The organism is Streptomyces tricolor (genome assembly GCF_002155905.1).
Lineage (GTDB): Bacteria > Actinomycetota > Actinomycetes > Streptomycetales > Streptomycetaceae > Streptomyces > Streptomyces tricolor.
In genome coordinates this window covers 1-20761 of record NZ_MUMF01000526.1, presented here as the reverse complement: position 1 = coordinate 20761, position 20761 = coordinate 1, and the positions used below count along the sequence as shown (strand labels likewise).

Here is a 20761-nt window from a genome sequence, read left to right as displayed (position 1 = left end):
CGCGCTGGTCGCGGGCGGCCTGGGCGGCGGCCTCGGCTACACCCTGGCCAAGGACCAGGACGACCGCGGCTCCACCACCGTCTCCGCGTCCGACAGCGCCACGCAGGTCAAGCGCGCGCCGGGGACGATCGCCAACGTGGCCGCCAAGGCGCTGCCCAGCACGGTGACCATCGAGGCGGAGAGCGACAACGGCGAGGGCGGCACGGGCACCGGGTTCGTCTTCGACACCCAGGGCCACATCGTCACCAACAACCACGTGGTGGCGGACGCCGTCGACGGCGGGAAGCTCTCGGCCACCTTCCCGAACGGCAAGAAGTACGACGCCGAGGTCGTCGGCCACGCGCAGGGCTACGACGTGGCGGTCATCAAGCTGAAGAACGCCCCGTCCGACCTCAAGCCGCTCGCCCTCGGCGACTCCGACAAGGTGGCCGTCGGCGACGAGACGATCGCCATCGGCGCCCCCTTCGGGCTGTCCAACACGGTGACCACGGGCATCATCAGCGCCAAGAACCGCCCGGTGGCCTCCAGCGACGGCAGCTCCGCCAGCAAGGCGTCGTACATGAGCGCGCTGCAGACCGACGCCTCCATCAACCCGGGCAACTCCGGCGGGCCGCTGCTGGACGCCTCCGGCGCGGTCATCGGCATCAACTCCGCGATCCAGTCCAGCGGCAGCGGCGGCTTCGGCACCGGCCAGTCCGGTTCCATCGGCCTGGGCTTCGCCATCCCGATCAATCAGGCCAAGTACGTCGCCCAGCAGCTGATCAAGACCGGCAAGCCGGTGTACGCCAAGATCGGCGCGTCCGTCTCCCTGGAGGACTCCACCGACGGCGCCCAGATCACCGACCAGGGCACGGGGGGCTCCGCCGCGGTCGAGGCGGGCGGCCCGGCGGACCGGGCCGGCCTCAAGCCCGGCGACGTCATCACCAAGCTCGACGACCATGTGATCGACAGCGGCCCCACCCTGATCGGCGAGATCTGGACCCACAAGCCGGGCGACAAGGTCACGATCACCTACAAGCGGGGCGGCCAGGAGCACACGGTGGAGCTGACGCTCGGGTCGCGCGAGGGCGACAACTGACCCGCCCCACCCCGCGCAGGCGAGGGAGCCCGGTACGCTGTACCCGCTCCGCCCCTGGTGGGCCGGGGCGAAGGTGGGTTGCCCGAGCGGCCTAAGGGAACGGTCTTGAAAACGTAGTGACGTGAAGCCGTCACCGTGGGTTCGAATCCCACCGCCTCCGCAGGTCACAGACGTGCTGGTCAGATGGGGTGTCCCTGGATGAGGGCGCCCCTTCTGCATGGGACCTGTCGCACCCTGATCCGGCCGTGTCGCGTTGTGGATCAGTCCGTGTGGACCAGGCGTGGATCACCATTGCGAGACAAACAGCACGTCGGTGCCACATCAGGGGATTGGCGCTGTCGCGGACCAGTGGTGGAGGGCGCCGTGACATTGACGAGCCCCCGCCCTCCGGAACGTTCGGAGAGCGAGAGCCGCGGGTGCTCTTGTGATCAGCTGTTCTTCGCCCTGGAGCCGGTTCCGCCCGGCTCCTTCGGCGCCCAGCTGGGAGCTTTGGTGGCGTCCTTGAAATCGGTCGACTTCATCAGAACCCGCCAGTCCTCCTTACCCGCGTCGCCATCGAGTCGAACGGTGAACTCTTTGACCTGGTGGGTGTCGTGGAAGTACAGGACCACGACTTGGCGCTCTGAGCCATCGTCATAGAAATCGCCTGTCACTTTGCCACGGGCGCCGGCACCGAAGCCTTTGAGCCAGTTCTCAGCGGTCTTCCGGGCTTCCACCTCGCTGCTGTCACTGGTCGCCAGCTTGCGCAGTTCATCCGTCTTGCCGTCGGCGATATCCCACACAAGCTTCTGCACCACCAGCAGAGAGCCGGTGGAGGGGTAGCCGACCACGTGCAGCGGCTCGTGGAAGAAGCGTGGCTGAGGCCGGCGGGGGCTGGAGACACATGTGACGGGTGACGGGTGCTCGTTCGGCGAGCCCACCGCCGTGGCTGACTTTCGGTGGTGCAGGTCAGCATTGGGACGCCGACCGGAGCACCCCGGATCGCTGTCCAGGCTGAGGGGTGGTCCGGTCTCTCTTGTGGGCGCCCGCCGATCGCGTTACGGGCGGCGAGCGACGGGCGCCGGGGAAGCCGTACGCCCTTCTCGGGGACCGAGGCGCCACGGCGGGCTTACTGCGGCAGCAGCTCGATCGCGATGGCGAGCGCGCCAAGCGCTTCCTTCTCCGCCGAGTAGATCTCGCGGATGTTGGCGAGCTGCTGCTCTCGGGAGGAGGACGGGTTGACGTTTGCCGGACCCTCCCCGTCGAGCAGCTCCTCGAACGTCTTGTACTCCGTGACCCGCTTGACCAGGACGTCACAGGTCTCGTCCGTGCCCTTGATGCGGAAGCGGATGCCGTCTCCGGCGGCCAGGTCTTCGAGGTGGGGATACTTCACTCGCACCTCGATCGTCTTCTGACCAGCGGCGACAAGGTCGAAGTACTGCCGGTAGAGGTTCAGTTCGTGGACGCGCGCGGCGGCAGTTTCCGTCATCGGGCGGGAATGCTCCTAGCAGTTGCAGTGGACATGAGCCGGCTGAGTTCACCGGCCGAGTACGAGCGGAAGAAGTGGCGGGGGTCGGCGAGTAACACGTCCGTCAGACCGAGCAAGCGGTCGACGTACTCACCCAACGAGCCGGGCCACTCTCGGGTGTCGAGCATCCACGGGGCCGCACCGTCCGGCAAGGGTGCGCGACCCTCGCGGATCAGGGACTTGGACAGCTTCGCGCCCGTGTCCGTGACCACCTGGGGGCAGAACAGCCGGGCGGGCAGCTGCCCGCGGGTGAGTCCGACCGCCTGTAGGGCACCGTCGACGAGGATGCATCCAGGCATCCAGTCGCTGCCCTTCACCATGACGTACAGCGTGCCGACTGCCCCGCTGATCATCAGTTCCTTGACCAGGTTCCGGTAGAGCGTGGCCAGGTCCAGGTAGTCGCCGTCCGCCGGTTCGATGACCACCTCGTACTCGCCGTGGTGGAGGCACACGGCCGAGACGGTTGCCCGCTCAAGGCCGTCATCACGTACGCGGGTGCGCTCGGCGTACTTCTCGGCCCATCCGCAGCCGGGACGTGGGCAGGGGACGCGAACGTGCGGAACGCCGGACGACGGGGACAGGTACCAGCGGGCGGCGTCCATGCGTGGCAGCACTCGTAGCCAGGTGCGCCGGAAGTGCAGTGTCGCTTGCTGCTGGGTGTACGTCTCGACCGAGAACGGCACCCTCAGCCGCTCGGAGAGCGCGGTGAACAGCGGTCGGTAGAGCTTGTCGATCTGGTCGGCGATGCCGGCCGCGCCGAGGGCGTGAGCGTAGGCGCGCTGGTAGCGGTGGCCGCTCTCCTTGTCGGTGACGATGGTGTACGGGGCGTTGTCCAGTGCGCCGAACTGCACCACGGCCGGGACACCGAACCGGTCCCGGATGCGGGCCGCCGTGGCGAAGGTGAGCGACTGGACCAGGGACGTTCCGATGTGCGGGGCTCCGTTGATCTGGGTTCCCACCACGAACACGATCCGCTCGGGTTCCGCGTTGACGATGTGCGGCCTGAGCAGGTCTTCCGCACGGGTGAGCGCGTTGGCGAGCACGGTGTTCGGCGATACGGGATAGGTGGTCACCGCGTCTTCCCCTCGGTTAGATGGGCAGGACAGTGCCGCAGAGCGGCGGGTGTGCTGAGCGGTCGAGTGGTGGACCCGCCCCCGCGCCGGGGGGAACCAAAAACAGCGCGGGGGCGGGAGTCATCGGAATGTGCGCCGCCCTCGGGGTTTTCGACGGCGCCCCTTCCCCGGCGGGGAATGGGGTGGCGGGCACCGGGCGGGGGCGGGCGCTTGCGGAAGCGTCGGTCGGTGAGTAGGCAGCGGATACACGCGGAGGGAGTACCGAGCGTCGTAGTCCGTGACGGTGAACGTCAACGCCCGGCCTGCGGCGAGGGAGCGCAACGCGTGCTCGTAGGCACGGTCGTCATCTGCCCACGCACGCAGGGCTGCGTCAGGGCGAGGAATGTCCAGACCGGCGGCCGTGAGGGGCGCTTCCCGGAGGAAGCGAGCGTCAGGGTCCGGGGACAGCAGCCGGGCGAGGCGGTGAGCTTCCGCGCGGAGCCAGCGGGCGGCGAGGCGCGGGGAGCGGCCATGGTAGGTGGCGAGCAGAACTTCGCGGGAGCCGCTCAGGTCGTGGGCGGTCGCCTCACAGCGGAAGGCTATGGGCGAACGCATCGGGGCACGTGCAGAGGCCGGCGGGGCGAGCGTCAGCACGGCCGGGCTCACCGCGCGTGCTCCCGTGCCGATTCCCTCGCGGTGATGAGCTGTGTGAACTGGATGGAGTACAGCTCGACCTGCGCCGGGGTGAGTACGAGCACCGTCTCGCAGGTGCCACCGTCTTCGTAGTGAACGGTTACCGGCAGCGCGGCCTGCTGGGCGCGGTGGTCGTAGAGGGCGTCTCGCTGCATGGGCGTGACGTGCGTGGCCGGGATCGGCACGGGGCGCAGGGTCGACCCGTCCGACTTGGCACGCCAGTCTTCTCCCCCGCCCGGCGGGCGCAGTTGGTACGACGCCGAGGCGTCGCTCGGCAGGGCGACGCACACACCGATCTTTCCGCCCTTGGCGAGGTCGAGCGCCAGATCGCCGAGGCGGGGGTGAAACGGCGCGCCGGCGCTTAACTCAGCGCCACGAGCGGGAAGTTGCTTCGCGGTTCGTTCGGCCATGCCCCGAAGCTAGGAATATCTCCGGGGCCGAATATGAACCGCAGGAATACGAACCTCAGCCGTCGAGGTGGAAGCGGTCTGACATGCGACGCAGCTTCTCACGGGTGCTCGCCCGCTCGGCGTACACGATGCTGCGCAGGGTTGACCGGGCGATGGGGTGATTGCGTACGAGCTGGGGGGCGGTGCGTTCTGCCTTCTCCAGTTCCTTCAGCGCCTTGTCGCGGTTCCCGTCCCACAGCCAGGCTCGTGCCAGGTCCATGTGGTGGTGCCCCTGACGAGAGTTAGGAAGCGACTCGATCAGTTCCTTACTCGTGCGCCGGTTTATCGACAGCGCCTCGCGTTGCTCATGCATCTCCAGGGCGACGTTGATCGCGTGGATCTGCACGTTGCCCGGCGAGAAGGTGAGGCTGTGGCGGTCGTAGACCAGGGGGTCAGCGGTCTCCACCATCCGCTTGGCTGCAGCGCGCGCGTGCTTGATCCGATCCTTCGCTTCGGCCTTGCGACCGCCCCGCGCAGCCGAGACTGCCGCGCGCAGTTGCAGAGACCCCCACGCTCGTACGGCCAGCGGCTCGCCACGGTCGTATTCCTGCTGCACGCTTCGGAGCGCTCGGTCAGACAGGGCAATGGCGTCATCCCAGTCCGCCGTAGCCCACATATCCCACACGCGCATCCAATCGGCGACGGCAGGCATGACTGGGTCGCCCGACAGCTGCGCGGACCAAGCGGCCCTTTCACATGCCATGGCGACCAGTTCAGGGTGCCCCAGGGCGTGCGCGGACGTGTGAGCGAATTTGCAGCACACCGCATAGATCGCGTACGCCTCTTCCCGCTCGTGGCCTGTGGCGATTTCAGCCAGGGCGCGCGTCTCACGGAAGAGGTCGGGGAGTACCTCCATGATGGCCGTGTTGGCCGCAGCATCGCGGAGGCGGTGCAGCCGAGTGGTTTCCTGCCACAGTTGACGAGCGGGCCGGGGTGTCCCGTCGAAGACGGGGGCGAGGTCGTAGCGGCGCAGTTCGCGCATGATCGCTGCGGCAGAGATCTGCCACTGGTTCTCGGCCGGAGAGCTGTTGTACGGCCGTCCGATCAAGTCGTTCGGGTGTACGTGCAGCTCCGAGGCGATCAGGTTGAGCAGACCGACGCGGTCCAGCTCGATGAGTCCGCGTTCCATCTTGGACACCCAGCCCTGCGTCTTGCCCAGGGCGGCAGCGAGGTCGGCCTGAGTCATGCCGAGGCGGAGCCGGGCGCGGCGTACGCGGTTGCCGATCTCTTCGGCTTCTTCCAGCATCAGCGCGCCCCTCTGTAAGTGAGGCGCCGGCGGTCCAACAGGCGGCGAGGCATCGTGCTCCATCCGTCGGGGCTTCTACCCTTGACGGTACCGAGGCCGCGTGCCGCTTGTGGAGTGCTAAAGGTCAGGTCGTGGCCCGGTGACGGCGCATCATCGGATCGCCTCGCTCACGAGCAGATGCAGCTTGCCCTACGTTGGGATCATTCGCTGATCATGACATGAAAAGGCCCCGTGGTGCGCGCGTCCACCTCGGGGCCTACTAATTATTGAGATCTACTTAGTCGAATATGTCGCTATAGTGTGCGAGCGGATTGGATATAAGTGGCTGCTGCGAAAGCTAGAGCTCCCGCCCCGCCGGTGACAGTGGCTCCCGCACAAATTGATGACCACCAAGACTGATCGAGTGCCCTTGCTACCAAGATGGCAAGTGTCCCGAGCAGTAGGCAAAAGAGGATGATGAATCCAGCCTTCAGGTAGGGGTAGTGCAAGCGCCTAACTTCGTCTGCGAACTGTGTGTTCATTTGTGCTCCTCAGGGTCTGGAAAATGGGGTTCATGAAATTCACCTCTTGGGTGTTGGGACGCCCCGACCAAGGCGTCGATTAAGTGTTTTGTTGGAGCTGCCTTCGCTTGGTCGATGTGAAGCTGTGATGCGCGAAGGTAACTCTCTCTGCTTCGTGCTGGTCGCACAATCCGTGCGGACAAGCTGTGTAGTCTGGGTCAGGGACCCCTCATGTCGGCCTCCGGAAGGCAAGTGGTGAACGCGGATATGCGTCGCGAGTGACTCTTTACGGAGGTCCTCTCCGTACTGCTTGATCAAGGGCCTCTCACTGTGAACCTCCAGTCGATCAATTTCGAGGAAAGATCACTTATGTGTCTCCGTGTAGGAGGTGACCGTTCCCGCTTTCGGTGCGGGGCGTCGAGGGTATACCGCCGTGCCCTCAGAGGGGTAGACGTTCATCCGGCCAGCGGAGTTCCTGTGGTTACTTGATCATGTTCGCTGACTCTTCACGCTGCCCGCATGCGAGATTTAATATGTGAAAAGCAATTGCATTTGGCATATGCGCCGCAGTAGACAGGCCCTGGTTCAGGAAGTGCATCGAGGTCCGCACGCCGCCTGGTGCGGCTGCTCTCAGGTGGATTCAAAGTGGCCGCGTGGTGGGCGAGACTGGGCATGCCCAGCCGGCAAGTGGCTGATCTTCGTATCAGCGGGTTGTGTGGCGTCCGTAGCCCAAGGAGGGCAGCGTAGGAGCAGGCTCTGCTCCTCGCGCGTGTTGGGCCTCGTCGTCCGGCGCGGGCTTCAAGCAGGCCGCCCCACCGTGTGCGGAGCTGACGGGCAACCCTGACGGCAACGACGGCACACAGAGGCCGCTGATCACGACTGCCAGCGATCAGCCGGGAGGAGGGCGGGGCTCGCGCCCAACGCGCCGCCCGATGCTACGGATCAGAAGGTGCACCGCTGTCCAGGCTCCGCCACCACGGGCGGTGGTCCCGGGGAGGGCGGATGCGGCCGGCACGACAGTAGGCTTCTGCGGTGTCGGCAAGAGCTTCGAGCGAGCCAAGGGTCGATCCTGAGGGATCTTGGGCCGGGTCAGAGCCAGTGGACCCCGTGTGGACCACGAGCCCCGCGTGAGGCCGGAGCCCGGTACGCTGTACCCGCTCCGCCCCTGGTGGGCCGGGGCGAAGGTGGGTTGCCCGAGCGGCCTAAGGGAACGGTCTTGAAAACCGTCGTGGCGCGAGCCACCGTGGGTTCAAATCCCACACCCACCGCAGCCGTTGACGGCCCCCGACCCGCTCTTGCGGTCGGGGGCCGCGGCGTTGTCGGGCGGGGTGGCCGCCGTGCGCCGCGGCTCGGCGCCGTACCGCCGTCCCCCTCGTCTCTCCTGTCCCGTACAACCCTTCGGGCTCGCCGGAGGTCATCTCTGGGCCCGCCCGTACGTCCTGGAGAGGAACTCATGCCCCGGCCCCACCACAAGCGCTCCCGGAGTCTCGCCGTCCTGGGCGCCACCGCTGTCGCGGCCACCCTGGCCGGCGGCCTGCTCATCGCCCTGCCCGGCGCCGCGAGTGCCGCCGCCTCGGGCCTCGCCGACGACTTCAACGGCGACGGTTACCGCGATCTGGCGATCGGCGCCCCGGGGGCCGTCGCGGGCGGGAAGGCGAAGGCGGGGGCCGTGGTCGTCACCTACGGCTCGTCGAGCGGGATCAGCGCCGCACGCCGCAAGACCACCTCGCAGGACTCCTCCGGCGTGCCGGGCACCTCGGAGACCTCCGACCGCTTCGGCACCGAGCTGGCGCACGGTGACCTCAACCGGGACGGCTACGGCGATCTCGTCGTGGGCACACCGCTGGAGGACGTCGGCGGCGATGCCGACGGCGGTTCGGTCACCATCCTGTGGGGCGGCGCGTCCGGCCTCTCGGGCGGCACGACGATCAGCGACCCGAACGCCTCGGGCCACGACCGGTTCGGCCAGTCCCTCGCGGTCGGCGACTTCACCGGTGACGGGAAGGCCGATCTGGCGGTCGGTTCCACCGGCAAGGACGTGTGGATCTTCAAGGGCGGCTTCACCAAGTCCGGTGGCGCGGCCGGGAAGCTGCGTCTCGACACGCAGATCGAGTCCGGCGCGTACCCCCGGGGCGCCGTCCAGCTGGCCGCCGGGGACTTCGACGACGACGGGGCGGACGACGTGGTCGTGGGGTCCTCCGCGGGCAACTTCGTCTACCGGGGCGGCGCCGCCGGGTTCACGCTGCAGACCGAGGCGGGCGCGGGGTACGCGGGCGCGCTCACCGCGGCCGACTTCGACCGCGACGGGCACGACGACCTGGTCGTCGGCTCCGACTTCATGTCCGTCATGGACTCCACGGCCAAGGGCGGCTACGTCACGGTGTTCTACGGCGGTGCGGCGGGCGTCGACACCACGCGCAGCGCCGTCTTCACCCAGGACACCGCGGGGGTGCCGGGAGCGGACGAACACCACGACTCGTTCGGCGGCGCCCTCGCCGCGGGCGACGTCGACGGCGACCGCTACCCGGACCTCGCCGTCGGCGCGTACTTCGAGACCGTCGGTTCCGCGAGCCACGCGGGGAGCGTCTGGGTGCTGCGCGGCGGCGCCTCCGGTCTGACGGGGACCGGCGCCCAGTCCTTCAACCCGGGCACCGCGGGTGTCCCGGGCGCCAACGAGTCGTCGGACCTGTTCGGCGGTGCCGTCCACCTCGCCGACCACAACAAGGACGGCCGCGCCGATCTGTCGGTGGGCGCGGCGGGCGAGAACAGCGACGACGGCGCCGTGTGGGTCCTGCGCGGCTCCACCAAGGGGGTCACGGTCACCGGCGCGGTGAACTTCGGCGCGGGGTCCGTGGGCATCGGCAAATCGGGGGACGACCCCATGTTCGGGCACGACATGTCGGGCTCCTGAGCACCGAGAAAGTCCGGCGGAGCGGCCCCTGACCAGGTGAATCGGTCAGGGGCCGCCGTGCTGTGCGCCGCGTATAACCGTCGCTTTCCGCGCCGTCAAGCCCCGAATCCTCGGAGCATGACCCCGCTGCGCGATTCCGGCCTACTTGAAGTGCGGGCCTCACCGGAAACACCGCCGGTGAAACGAAGGCCCGGGCGTGAAAGCGCCTCTTACTTCAGGAGGAGAATTCCATGAACCGCAGCATCATCAAGCGTGACGGAAACCGTGGCAAGCGTGCCCTGGCCCTGGCGACGCTCAGTGTGTCGGCCGCCGTGGTGGGTGGTGCCGTGATCCTCCCGGCCGGTGCGGCCGTGGCGGCCCCGATGCCGGAATCGGTGGCCACGGCCACGGTGCACAAGGACAAGCGCAAGGACAAGCACAAGCCCCAGTGCACCGACAAGAAGTGGCACAAGAAGTGGCAGAAGAAGTACCACAAGAAGAAGCCTTACTCCTGCTGGTACAAGAACTACCACTTCCACTGGGACTACAAGTGCGAGAGCTTCTACGTGGAGAAGGACCACAAGAGGCACTTCTTCACACCCAGTGTCAACAACATCAATTTCTTCGTCCAGAACATCACCATCATCAACAACGGCGACATCGGCAGCATCAATATCAACAATGGCGACCTGTTCGAGGACAAGGCGCCGAAGCCGGACAAGGAGCCGAAGCCTGGTCAGGGGAAGCCTGGTCAGGGGCCGGACGGAGAGCCGAAGCCTGGTCAGGGGCCGGATAAGGAGCCGAACAAGGAACCGGACAAGGAGGATCCCGCTAAGGAGGACCCCGCTAAGGAGGACCCCGCTAAGGAGGACCCCGCTAAGGAGGACCCCGCTAAGGAGGACCCCGCTAAGGAGGACCCCGCCAAGGAAGACCCCGCCAAGGAAGACCCCGCCAAGGAGCCCGGCGACGACAAGAAGCCTGACGAGCAGCCGGCGGAAGAGCCTGCCGAGCAGCCTGTCGAGGAGCCCGCCGGAGAGCAGCCGGCGCAGGAGCCCGCCGAGCAGCCGGCGGAGGAGCCTGCCGAGGAGCCGGCCGCCGGGGAGCAGCCGGTGGATGAGCCCGCTGAGCAGCCTGCCGAGGAGCAGCCCGCTGCGGAGCAGCCGGCGGAGCAGCCCGCCGAGGAGCCGGCCGGTGACGCCGCCGCTGTCGAAGGCGGTGTGTGATCGGCTAGGTCCGCTCTCTCCCTCCCGATGGGGTGAAGGTCTTTCCGGCCTTCACCCCGTCGGCCTGTCCGGCCCGCGCCCCGCTCACGGCCGGTGCCCGGTCAGCCGCGCCGCCGATGCGATGGTGGCGCGGGCCTCGCGTTCGGTCAGCCCCGTGTCGCGGGCCGCGGCCACGAGCGGGGCGAGGAGCGCGGGCCCGATGCCGTTCTCGTAGGCCCGGCAGGCCGCCCAGAACAGACGGGTGTTGCGCTGCCCCTCGTGCGCGGCGAGCACGAACTGGACCAGCCCCTGCCCGTGGCCGCCCGTCGACGGCGGGACGGGATGCGGGGCCCGGGGCGGGGGCAGCAGCAGGCGCAGCAGGGACGGCGGACAGGGGGCCGGGGCCAGGCGGGCGGTGCCGGGCGCGGCGGTGTAGACACCGTGGTCGGTGCGGGAGCCCGGTCCCACGAGGTACCCGCCGGCACCCCGGATGTCGATGCCGGGGGCGAGCCGGCCGGCCGAGTTCGGTACGACGGTGTCCGGCGGACCGGTCAGCCACAGGTGCCGGCCCCCGCTCGGGGTGAGTACGACGACCGTCTCCGGGATCGTGAACAGATGGCGCAGGGCCAGCTCGCGCAGGGCGGCCGAGGAGTCCGTGCCGGTCTTGGTGTCCAGGTCGACGCCGATCAGGTGGTACGGGGGCAGCCCGCAGGCGATGCCGTAACCGGTGGCCCAGGGCGCGGCGGCGAAGAGGGCGCGGACGCGGGCCGGATCGCTGGAGGCGTCGTACACACCATGGCCGAAGCGTCCGCACTCGCCGTGGCAGGGGCGCCCCGCCGGGGCCGGGTCGTCGTGGTGCGGGGAGCGCAGCGCCGGGAGCTTCGTGCGGGACAGCGGGATGACGGCCAGTCCGCGTTCGGCGGCTGACAGGGCATGCGCGAGGGCCAGCGTCCTGGCCTGCCGGTCGGTGGTGGCCATGCCTCCATGTTCGTACGTACGTTCGAAAAAGGGAAGGGTGGCCCGTCGCGGCGCGCCGGTGACCGGCCGGAACGGCCGACAGGATGCCGGAACGATTCGCCCCTTGTGCTGCTTGAGGGGTTGGACATCCGCATCGGTCCGCTGCCGAGGCCGAAGTGGTCAAAGGCGACGATAGGGGTTTATCGACTTGTCATCACGCTTGCGTGCTAATCGCGGCTTCCGAGGGGGTTCGCCGGGGATTCGGTGGGCAACCCTGGAGGCGCGACGTCGTCCACGACAGTCAAGGCGGTCGGCCAACTGCCTCGACACAAGCCACAGTTCACGACTTCCGGCCCTCGGGCCGATGAGTGCTTGGTTCTGGGAGGAACAACATGGCAAGCATCCGTACCGCCCGCGCTCTCGCCGCCGTCTCCGCACTACCGCTCGCAGCCGCCCTCTTCACCGGTGTCGCGGCGGCGGACAACGGCGCCATCGCGGACGACGGATCGAACGCGGGCGTGGCGGCGGTCCTCGGCAGCGGGGTCGGCGGCAACAACAGCGGCAACTCGTCCACCACGAACCAGAACGCGGTCGGCGCCGGCGCCTCGAACCAGAACAACACCGCGCAGGTCGACGGTTCCGCGTTCACGGCCATCCGGCAGGGCAGCGACAACGTCCACGTCGACTTCACCCACCTGTGGTGAGCGGAGGGCGAGGGCCCTCGTGACGAGGCCCTCGCGGGGTGTGCTTCAGGGTCGCAGGACGTCTGCGCGGCGGTGCTTCGGTACCGCCGCGTCGGCGTTCTCCGGGCCGGGGAGGACGGTGACCTTGACACCCCGAGGTATCTGACGGACAGTCAGATACCGTTCCCGAGTCAGGGGGGTGGCGGTGCGCGACGAGCAGAGGTACGACGAACTGGGCGCGCGGCTCAAGGAGTTCGAAGGGCGGCCGGCCGCCGTCTCCGGTGTCGGCAAGGACCCGGTGAACGCGCCGATGATCCGGCACTGGTGCGAGGCGCTGGGCGACACTCACCCCGCCTACACCGGACCGGACGCCGTCGCCCCGCCCACCATGCTCCAGGTCTGGACCATGGGCGGGCTGTCCGGGCACCGGGGCCGTACCGGGGCGTACGACGCACTCCTCGGCCTGCTGGACGCGGCGGGCTGCACCGCCGTGGTGGCCACCGACTGCGAGCAGGAGTACCTGCGGCCCCTGCGGCCGGGCGACGAGGTCGGGTTCGACACGGTCATCGAGGAGGTCTCCGGCCGCAAGACGACGAAGCTCGGCACGGGCTACTTCGTCACGACCCGGACGGACCTGCGGGTGGGCGGCGAGCCGGCCGGCATCCACCGCTTCCGGATCCTCAAGTACGCCCCCGCCCCTCGGAAGGCCCGCCTCCCCGGGCAGTCCCAGGAACCCCGTCCGTCACGGGAAGCACTCCGCTCCGGCGAACCCCGGGCGCTCCGCCCCCGCCCCGTGATCAACTGGGACAACGCCGGCTTCTGGCAGGGCGTGGCCGAGCACCGGCTGCTCATCCAGCGCTGCACCGGCTGCGGCACCCCGCGCCACCCCTGGCTGCCCGGCTGCAACGCCTGCGGCAGCCCGCGCTGGGACACGGTCGAGGCGAGCGGCGAGGGCACGGTCTACTCGTACGTGGTGCTGCACCACCCGCCCTTCCCCGCCTTCGACCCCCCGTACGCCGTGGGCCTGATCGAACTCGCCGAAGGGGTGCGGATGGTGAGCAACGTGGTGGGGGTGCCGTACGACAAGGTGCGCATCGGGCTGCCGGTGCGGCTGGAGTTCCGGCGGTGCGACGAGGAGCTGACGATCCCGGTGTTCCGGGCGGTGGAGCGGTGAGGCCCGGCGAGCGGCTGCCGCCGCTGGAGATCCCCGTGACCCGCACCCTGATCGTGGCCGGCGCGATCGCCTCCCGGGACTACCAGGACGTGCACCACGACCCGGAGCTGGCCCGGCAGAAGGGCGCCCCGGACGTCTTCATGAACATCCTGACGACGAACGGCCTGGTCGGCCGGTACGTCACCGATCACTTCGGCCCCACGGCGGTGCTCCGCAAGGTCGCCATCAGGCTGGGGGCGCCCAACCATCCGGGGGACACGATGGTGCTGACCGGCACCGTCGAGGAGGTCGACGGCGACACGGCCGTGGTCCGGGTCGTCGGCGCCAACCGGCTCGGCCGCCATGTGACGGGCACGGTGACGGTCACGGTCCCGGAGGGCCCCCGATGAGCCTGCGCGGCCGAGACACCCTCGGCGGGCGCGCCGCGATCGCCGGCATCGGCGCCACCGAGTTCTCCAAGGACTCCGGCCGCAGCGAGCTGAGCCTCGCCGTGGAGGCGGTGCGGGCCGCGCTCGACGACGCGGGGCTCACCCCCGCGGACGTGGACGGGCTGGTGACCTTCACCATGGACACCAGCCCGGAGATCACCGTGGCCCAGACCTGCGGGACGGGCGAGCTGTCCTTCTTCTCCCGGGTGCACTACGGCGGCGGGGCGGCCTGCGCCACCGTCCAGCAGGCGGCCCTCGCGGTGGCGACGGGCGTGGCGGAGGTGGTGGTCTGCTACCGGGGGTTCAACGAGCGGTCGGGCCGCCGGTTCGGCGCGGGGGTGCGGCACCGCGAGCCGACGGCGGAGGGCGCGGCGCTCGGCTGGGTGCTGCCGTTCGGGCTGCTCACCCCCGCCTCCTGGGTGGCGATGAAGGCCCAGCGGTACCTGCACGCCCACGGTCTGACACCGGAGGCGTTCGGGCACGTCGCCGTGGTGGACCGGGCGTACGCGGCGACCAACCCGGCCGCCTATTTCCACGGCCGCCCGATCACGCTCGCCGACCACGCCGCCTCCCGCTGGATCGCCGAGCCGCTGCGCCTGCTGGACTGCTGCCAGGAGACCGACGGCGGGCAGGCGCTCGTCGTCACCTCCCTGGAGCGGGCCCGGGACCTGCCGAGGCCGCCCGCCGTGATCGCGGCGGCGGCCCAGGGCGCGGGCCGGGCCCAGGAGCAGATGACCGGCTTCCACCGGGGTGACCTGACCGGCCTGCCGGAGACGGGCGTGGTCGCCCGCCAGCTGTGGCGCGCCTCCGGGCTCGGCCCGGACGACATCGACGTGGGGATCCTCTACGACCACTTCACCCCGTTCGTGCTGATGCAGCTGGAGGAGTTCGGGTTCTGCGGCAGGGGGGAGGCGGCGGACTTCGTGGCGGAGCGGCGGCTGCCGCTGAACACCCACGGGGGCCAGCTCGGGGAGGCCTATCTGCACGGCATGAACGGCATCGCGGAGGCGGTCCGCCAGGTGCGCGGCACGGCCGTGAACCAGATCCCGGGGGCGGCGTGCACCCTGGTGACGGCGGGTACGGGTGTGCCGACATCGGGGCTGGTCCTGACGGCGGACGGCTGACCTCCTCAGGGTCGTACCCGCAGAAGGGACGGATCCGCCGTCCACCTTCAGGAGGTGCAGGCAGCCCCACGCCTACAACCTGAGGGGGACTCGCCTTCGGGACCTGCGGCCGATCCGCAGCGGGTGAACCCGCTCCTAGCGTGGAGCCATGACCACACCCGTCTGCACCAGCGCCTCGGCCGCCGCCGCCCCCGCGCGGCAGACCCGCACCCCCTACCCCTCCTTCGCCTCGTACGTGCGGGCCCGCCGACCGGTCCTGCTGCGCACCGCGCGCTCGCTGACCGCGAACCCCTGCGACGCCGAGGACCTGCTGCAGACCGCGCTCGCCAAGACCTACGTGGCCTGGGAGCGGATCGAGGACCAGGGGGCGCTCGACGGCTATGTGCGCCGGGCGCTGCTGAACACCCGGACCTCGCAGTGGCGCAAACGCAGAGTCGACGAGTTCTCCTGCGACGAGCTGCCCGAGCCGGAGCCCGTGGCCGGCGACGACGACCCGGCCGAACGCCAGGCGCTGCACGACGCCATGTGGCGGGCGGTCCTGCGGCTGCCGGCGCGCCAGCGGGCGATGGTCGTCCTGCGGTACTACGAGGACCTCAGCGAGGCCCAGACCGCCGAGGTGCTCGGGGTGTCGGTGGGCACGGTGAAGTCGGCCGTCTCCCGCGCGCTGGGCAAGCTTCGCGAGGATCCCGAGCTGGTGCCGACCCGCCGGCCGTGACGCCCCGGCCCCGCGGCGGCACACCCCGGTGACCTCTTAGTGACCCATCCCCTAGTGACATACCGCCTGGTATCCGCGCAGAATCAGCCGCACCCCTACCACCGCGTAGGACCACCGCGTAGGCAATGTCGCCCGGGAGGACGCCGTGCTGGCCACCATGCAGGACGTACCGCTGCTGATCTCCAGGATCCTGACCCATGGGTCGACGGTCCACGGCTCGTCACAGGTGATCACCTGGACCGGGGAGCCCGAACCGCGCCGGCGCACCTTCGCCGAGATCGGGGGCCGCGCCGCCCAGCTGGCGCACGCCCTGCGGGACGAGCTGGGGGTGACCGGGGACGACCGGGTGGCCACGCTCATGTGGAACAACGCCGAGCACGTCGAGGCGTACTTCGCGGTCCCCTCCATGGGCGCCGTGCTGCACACGCTGAACCTGCGGCTGCCCGCCGAGCAACTGGTGTGGATCGCGGGCCACGCGGCCGACAAGGTCGTCATCGTCAACGGCTCCCTCATCCCGCTGCTCGCCCCGCTGCTGCCGAAGCTGCCGACGGTCGAGCACATCGTCGTCTCCGGGCCCGGCGACCGCGCCCCGCTGGCGGACGCGGGCGCGCGGGTGCACGAGTACGAGGAGCTGATCGCGGGCCGGCCCACCCACTACGACTGGCCGCAGCTGGACGAACGCCGGGCCGCCGCCATGTGCTACACCTCCGGCACCACCGGCGACCCCAAGGGCGTGGTGTACAGCCACCGTTCGGTCTACCTGCACTCCATGCAGATCAACAGCGCCCAGTCGATGGGCCTGACCGACCGGGACACCTCGCTGGTCGTCGTACCGCAGTTCCACGTCAACGCCTGGGGGCTGCCGCACGCCTTCTACATGACCGGCGCCAACCTGCTGATGCCCGACCGCTTCCTGCAGCCGGCCCCGCTCGCCGAGATGATCGAGCGCGAACGGCCCACCCACGCGGCGGCCGTCCCGACCATCTGGCAGGGCCTGCTCGGCGAGCTGCACGCCAAGCCGCGGGACGTCTCCTCCCTCACCCACGTCACCATCGGCGGCTCGGCCTGCCCGCCGTCCCTGATGGCGGCCTTCGACGAACTGGGCATGCGGGTCTGTCACGCCTGGGGCATGACGGAGACCTCCCCGCTGGGCTCGCTGGCCCGCCCGCCGGCCCACGCGATCGGCACCGACCAGGAGTTCGCCTACCGCTGTACCCAGGGCCGCTTCCCGGCGAGCGTCGAGGCCCGCCTCACCGGCCCCGGCGGCGAACGCCTGCCCTGGGACGGCGAGTCGGCGGGCGAGCTGGAGGTGCGCGGCCCGTGGATCGCGGGCGCCTACTACAACGGCCCCGACGCCGAACCGCTCCGCCCGGACGACAAGTTCAGCGAGGACGGCTGGCTGAAGACGGGCGATGTCGGCACCATCTCCCCCGACGGCTTCCTCACCCTCACCGACCGGGCCAAGGACGTCATCAAGTCCGGCGGCGAGTGGATCTCCTCTGTCGAGCTGGAGAACGCGCTGATGTCGCACCCGGACGTCGCCGAGGCCGCCGTGGTCGCCGTCCCCGACGAGAAGTGGGGCGAGCGCCCGCTGGCCACGGTCGTCCTCCGGCCGGGCGCCACCGCCGGCTTCGAGACCCTGCGCACCTTCCTCGCCGAGGAGGGCGGCATCGCCAAGTGGCAGCTGCCCGAGCGCTGGACGGTCATCGCGGCGGTGCCGAAGACGAGCGTGGGCAAGTTCGACAAGAAGGTGCTGCGCAGGCAGTACGCGGAGGGGGAGCTGGACGTCACGCGGCTCTGAGGGGAGGTGCGGGGGCGCGGATGCGTGCGGCCGGTCGCTCCCCCGAGTTCTCGGCTCCGCTCGCACAGGGGACCCCGTCACGGCGGGACCGCGTATTCGACACGGTCCCGCGCCCCTGGGGCCCGCCCGGCCGGCCGTTACCGCGCGCGCGGGCCCCGGCTCGCCGCCCGGCCGTTACCGCCGTCCGCCCCGTACCGCCGTCACCGTCCATCCCAGCAGCAGCCACAGCCCCGCCACCGCGCACACCCCGCCCCAGCCCCAGTGGCCGAAGGCGGGGCCCGCGACGGCCGAGGCGAGCGCGCCGCCGGCGAAGCCGGAGACGACGTAGGCGGTGTTCGCGGTGGCCGGGGTCGAGGTCGTGGTCAGGGCCAGGGTCTGGTTGGCGACATGGGAGGCGACCAGGGCCGCGTGGATCGCGATGGCGGCGGCGAACAGCGCCGGCAGCACATGCCCGCCGAGCCAGAACAGCGGTACGGCGACGGCGGCCAGCACATAGGCGGTGCCGACGACCCGGGCCGCGCCGAACCGGTCCACCAGCCCGCCCGCCAGCGGCGCCACCGCGCTGGCGGTCAGCCCGAAGAGGCCGAAGAGCCCAGCGGTCGCGGTGGACAGGCCGTAGCCCGGCCCGGTCAGCAGCAGCGCGAGGGAGGTCCACAGGGCACTCCACGCGCCGAACATCCCCGCCTGCCGCACACACGCCCGCCACAGGTCGGGGGAGCGGCGCAGCAGCCCGGGCAGCTCGGCGATCCCCGAGAACAGCCCGCCCTGCCGCACCGGCCGCTCGGCCGGCAGGGCCAGGGCGGTGGCCAGCCCCAGCGCGAGGGTCAGTACGGCGGACCCGCCGAACACCCACCGCCAGCCGAAGGCCTGCCCGGCGAGACCGCCGACGACGCGGGCCGCGACGATGCCGGTGAACAGCCCGGCTATGACGGCCGCGACATGCCGGGCGCGCCGGTCGTCGGGGGCGCGCGCGGCGACCAGCGGGACGAGCAGCTGCGGTACGACGGTGGCCGCGGCGGCGACGAACACGGCGACGGCGAGGGCGGTGGTGCCCGGGGCGACGGCCGCGACGAGCAGCGCCGCCGTGGTGGCCACGGAGAGCCAGCCGACGAGGGGGCGGCGGTCGACGCGGTCGCCGAGCGGGGCGAAGAAGAGCAGGCCGGCCGCGTAGCCGAGCTGGGCGACCGAGGCGATCCAGGCCACGGCCGAGGGGACGGTGCCGAAGTCGTCGGCGATCAGCGGCAGCAGCGGGGCCGCGAGATAGATGTTGGCGGCCGTGACGGCGGTGCAGACGGCGATGAGCAGGAGGAAGAGGGAGCCGGAGGCGGACCGCTCCCGGGCGGGGGCCCGCAGTCCGGGCGCCTGGCGGGTGGAGGTGGCTGACGGCATGAGGGGGACGCACTCCTTAGAGCCGACTCACACAACTAACTGGTTGGTTGTCACTGCTCAACAGACTGCACCCCGTCCGCATTCCTCGTCAACCAAACAGTTGGTTACCCGGTCTCGGGCGTCCTACCCTGTCCCCATGGCACCAGTGAGGGACCCCGAGGCCACCAAGGCCCGCATCTTCGAGGCGGCGGTCGCCGAGTTCGCCCGGCACGGCATCGCGGGCGCCCGCATCGACCGCATCGCCGCCGCGGCCAAGGCCAACAAGCAGCTGATCTACGCCTACTTCGGCAACAAGGCGGAGCTGTTCAGCAAGGTCCTCGGCAGCTGCATGGTCGACCTGGCGGCGGCCGTGCCCGTCGACCCCGACGACATCGACGGCTGGGTCGACCGCCTCCTCGACTACCACGCCGCCCACCCTGAACTGCTGCGCCTGCTCTTCTGGGAGGGCATCGAGTACGGCAGCGCCGAACTGCCCGACGAAGCGGCCCGCCAGGACCACTACGCCCGCAAGGTCGCCGCGATCGAGGACGGCCAGTCCCGGGGGGTCCTCACGGACGCCATCCCGGCCGGCGACCTGCTCATCCTGCTGACCGCGCTGACGAACTGGATGGCCGTGGTCCCGCAGATGCGCCGCATCCTCGCCGGTACCGAGGACTCCGACCAGGACCGCCTGCGGGCCTCCATCAAGGAGGCGGCCCGCAGACTGGTCGCCCGTTGACCGCGGCCGGCGCCTAGTTGGTGCCGATCCGGGCCAGCAGATCCACGATCCTGCTCTGCACCTCGGTGCTCGTCGACCGCTCGGCGAGGAACAGCACCGTCTCGCCCGAGGCCAGCCGGGGCAGGTCGGCCTGGTCGACGGCGGCCGTGTAGACGACCAGCGGGGTGCGGTTGAGCTGCCCGTTCGCCCGCAGCCAGTCCACGATCCCGGCCCGCCGGCGGTGCACCTGCATCAGGTCCATCACCACGAGGTTCGGCCGGAACTGCCCCGCCAGCGTCACCGCGTCGTTGTCGCTCGCGGCCCGTGCCACCTGCATCCCGCGCCGCTCCAGCGTCGAGGTCAGCGCCAGCGCGATCTCCGCGTGCTCCTCGATGAGCAGCACCCGCGGCGGATGCTGCTCGCTGTCCCGGGGAGCCAGCGCCTTCAGCAGAACGGCGGGATCGGCGCCGTACGCCGCCTCGCGCGTCGCCTGTCCCAGTCCGGCCGTGACCAGCACCGGGACCTCGGCGGCCACCGCGGCCTGGCGCAGCGACTGCAGCGCCGTGCGCGTGATGGGCCCGGTCAGCGGGTCCACGAAGAGCGCGGCGGGGAAGGCCGCGATCTGCGCGTCGACCTCCTCGCGCGAGTGCACGACGACCGGGCGGTAGCCACGGTCGCTCAGCGCCTGCTGGGTCGTCACGTCCGGCGCGGGCCACACCAGCAGCCGGCGCGGGTTGTCCAGCGGCTCGGGGGGCAGCTCGTCGTCCAGCGGCTGCGGACGCGGCGTGTCCGCCACCTCCACGGCCCCACCGGGCCCGTCCAGCGGCTCCGGCCCCTCGGCGGCGTCGGGCTCCGGGGCGCCTATGGCGTACGACCGCCCGGCCCCCTCGGTGCCCGCGACCGACCGGGACTGCCCGCCGAGCGAGGGCTGCGGCACGGGCACCGGACCGGCCGGCGCGGGCTGCGGCACCGACGGCTGCCCGGCGAGCGGGGGCTGGCCGGGGACGGACGGCTGCCCAGTGACCGACGGCTGTCCGGGCGCCGGTTCGGCCGGCGGGTGCGGCCGGGCCGCCTGGTCCGGCCGCGGCTCCGGTCGGGTGGCCGGGTCGGGGGGCGTGCCCAGCTTGCGCCGCCGGCCCGAACCGCCCGGCGCGTGCGGCGGCGCAAGCTGGGCAC

The 20761-nt window shown here is 70.6% G+C and carries 18 protein-coding genes and 1 tRNA gene; 10 read left to right on the top strand and 9 right to left on the bottom strand.

Annotated features, from left to right (window positions below):
* The coding region (locus tag CCN44_RS32615; protein WP_086701769.1) for a S1C family serine protease at nt 1-1078 on the top strand (1078 nt) is incomplete at its 5' end.
* A 428-nt stretch (nt 1079-1506) separates the two neighbouring features.
* On the opposite strand, the gene CCN44_RS32605 is transcribed toward CCN44_RS32615, so the two are convergent.
* The 5 genes from CCN44_RS32605 to CCN44_RS32580 all read right to left on the bottom strand — a co-directional run bounded on the left by CCN44_RS32605 (nt 1507) and on the right by CCN44_RS32580 (nt 6025).
* Nucleotides 1507-1908 carry a hypothetical protein gene (locus tag CCN44_RS32605; protein ID WP_059249961.1) on the bottom strand — a complete coding sequence of 134 codons (402 nt, stop codon included), beginning with the start codon at nt 1906-1908 and terminating at the stop codon, nt 1507-1509.
* Between the two features lie 278 nt (nt 1909-2186).
* Nucleotides 2187-2546: an ASCH domain-containing protein gene (locus CCN44_RS32600; protein WP_059249960.1), complete on the bottom strand. Its 360-nt coding sequence runs from the start codon at nt 2544-2546 to the stop codon at nt 2187-2189.
* Nucleotides 2543-3658 carry a hypothetical protein gene (locus CCN44_RS32595; protein WP_059249959.1) on the bottom strand — a complete coding sequence of 372 codons (1116 nt, stop codon included), beginning with the start codon at nt 3656-3658 and terminating at the stop codon, nt 2543-2545. The genes CCN44_RS32600 and CCN44_RS32595 overlap by 4 nt, the downstream gene beginning before the upstream one ends.
* 641 nt (nt 3659-4299) lie before the next feature.
* Nucleotides 4300-4740, bottom strand: a complete 441-nt coding sequence (locus CCN44_RS45675) for a hypothetical protein (protein ID WP_079080985.1) — start codon at nt 4738-4740, stop codon at nt 4300-4302.
* A gap of 55 nt (nt 4741-4795) precedes the next feature.
* Nucleotides 4796-6025 (bottom strand): helix-turn-helix domain-containing protein, encoded by a 1230-nt coding sequence (locus CCN44_RS32580; protein WP_059249958.1) that lies wholly within the window; start codon nt 6023-6025, stop codon nt 4796-4798.
* Nucleotides 6026-7708: 1683 nt separating this feature from the next.
* On the opposite strand from CCN44_RS32580, the gene CCN44_RS32575 reads away from it, so the two are divergent.
* Both CCN44_RS32575 and CCN44_RS32570 read left to right on the top strand, forming a co-directional pair.
* A tRNA-Ser gene (locus tag CCN44_RS32575) sits at nt 7709-7793 on the top strand.
* 185 nt (nt 7794-7978) lie between these two features.
* Nucleotides 7979-9436, top strand: coding sequence for an FG-GAP-like repeat-containing protein (locus CCN44_RS32570; protein ID WP_059249957.1), 1458 nt, complete (start codon nt 7979-7981; stop codon nt 9434-9436).
* A gap of 760 nt (nt 9437-10196) precedes the next feature.
* Here CCN44_RS32570 and CCN44_RS47920 read toward each other — a convergent pair.
* Both CCN44_RS47920 and CCN44_RS32555 read right to left on the bottom strand, forming a co-directional pair.
* Nucleotides 10197-10340, bottom strand: coding sequence for a pentapeptide repeat-containing protein (locus tag CCN44_RS47920; RefSeq protein WP_414820534.1), 144 nt, complete (start codon nt 10338-10340; stop codon nt 10197-10199).
* A gap of 382 nt (nt 10341-10722) precedes the next feature.
* Nucleotides 10723-11595, bottom strand: a complete 873-nt coding sequence (locus CCN44_RS32555) for a bifunctional DNA primase/polymerase (protein WP_086701761.1) — start codon at nt 11593-11595, stop codon at nt 10723-10725.
* A 371-nt stretch (nt 11596-11966) separates the two neighbouring features.
* Here CCN44_RS32555 and CCN44_RS32550 point away from each other — a divergent pair, with 371 nt between their 5' ends.
* From CCN44_RS32550 to CCN44_RS32525, 6 genes are all read left to right on the top strand, one after another.
* Complete coding sequence (locus CCN44_RS32550; protein ID WP_059249954.1) at nt 11967-12278, top strand: hypothetical protein; 312 nt, start codon at nt 11967-11969, stop codon at nt 12276-12278.
* Nucleotides 12279-12462: 184 nt separating this feature from the next.
* Complete coding sequence (locus tag CCN44_RS32545; RefSeq protein WP_086701772.1) at nt 12463-13431, top strand: bifunctional MaoC family dehydratase N-terminal/OB-fold nucleic acid binding domain-containing protein; 969 nt, start codon at nt 12463-12465, stop codon at nt 13429-13431.
* A complete protein-coding gene (locus tag CCN44_RS32540; protein ID WP_086701757.1) occupies nt 13428-13820 on the top strand; it encodes a MaoC/PaaZ C-terminal domain-containing protein in 393 nt (130 codons plus the stop codon). Before CCN44_RS32545 ends, CCN44_RS32540 begins: the two co-directional genes overlap by 4 nt.
* On the top strand, nt 13817-14983 hold the full coding sequence (locus CCN44_RS32535; protein WP_059249952.1) for a lipid-transfer protein: 1167 nt from the start codon (nt 13817-13819) through the stop codon (nt 14981-14983). The genes CCN44_RS32540 and CCN44_RS32535 overlap by 4 nt, the downstream gene beginning before the upstream one ends.
* 148 nt (nt 14984-15131) lie before the next feature.
* The gene (locus CCN44_RS32530) at nt 15132-15698 is read left to right on the top strand and encodes a SigE family RNA polymerase sigma factor (RefSeq protein ID WP_059249951.1); all 567 of its coding nucleotides are present in this window, start codon (nt 15132-15134) and stop codon (nt 15696-15698) included.
* A gap of 145 nt (nt 15699-15843) precedes the next feature.
* Complete coding sequence (locus CCN44_RS32525) at nt 15844-17499, top strand: long-chain fatty acid--CoA ligase (protein WP_059249950.1); 1656 nt, start codon at nt 15844-15846, stop codon at nt 17497-17499.
* Between the two features lie 174 nt (nt 17500-17673).
* Here CCN44_RS32525 and CCN44_RS32520 read toward each other — a convergent pair whose 3' ends face one another.
* A complete protein-coding gene (locus tag CCN44_RS32520; RefSeq protein ID WP_059249949.1) occupies nt 17674-18888 on the bottom strand; it encodes an MFS transporter in 1215 nt (404 codons plus the stop codon).
* Nucleotides 18889-19024: 136 nt separating this feature from the next.
* Between CCN44_RS32520 and CCN44_RS32515 the strand changes: the two genes are divergently transcribed.
* A complete protein-coding gene (locus CCN44_RS32515; protein ID WP_167404053.1) occupies nt 19025-19606 on the top strand; it encodes a TetR family transcriptional regulator in 582 nt (193 codons plus the stop codon).
* Nucleotides 19607-19619: 13 nt separating this feature from the next.
* On the opposite strand, the gene CCN44_RS32510 is transcribed toward CCN44_RS32515, so the two are convergent.
* A partial coding sequence (locus CCN44_RS32510) for a response regulator (RefSeq protein WP_143650097.1) occupies nt 19620-20761 on the bottom strand: 1142 nt, incomplete at its 5' end.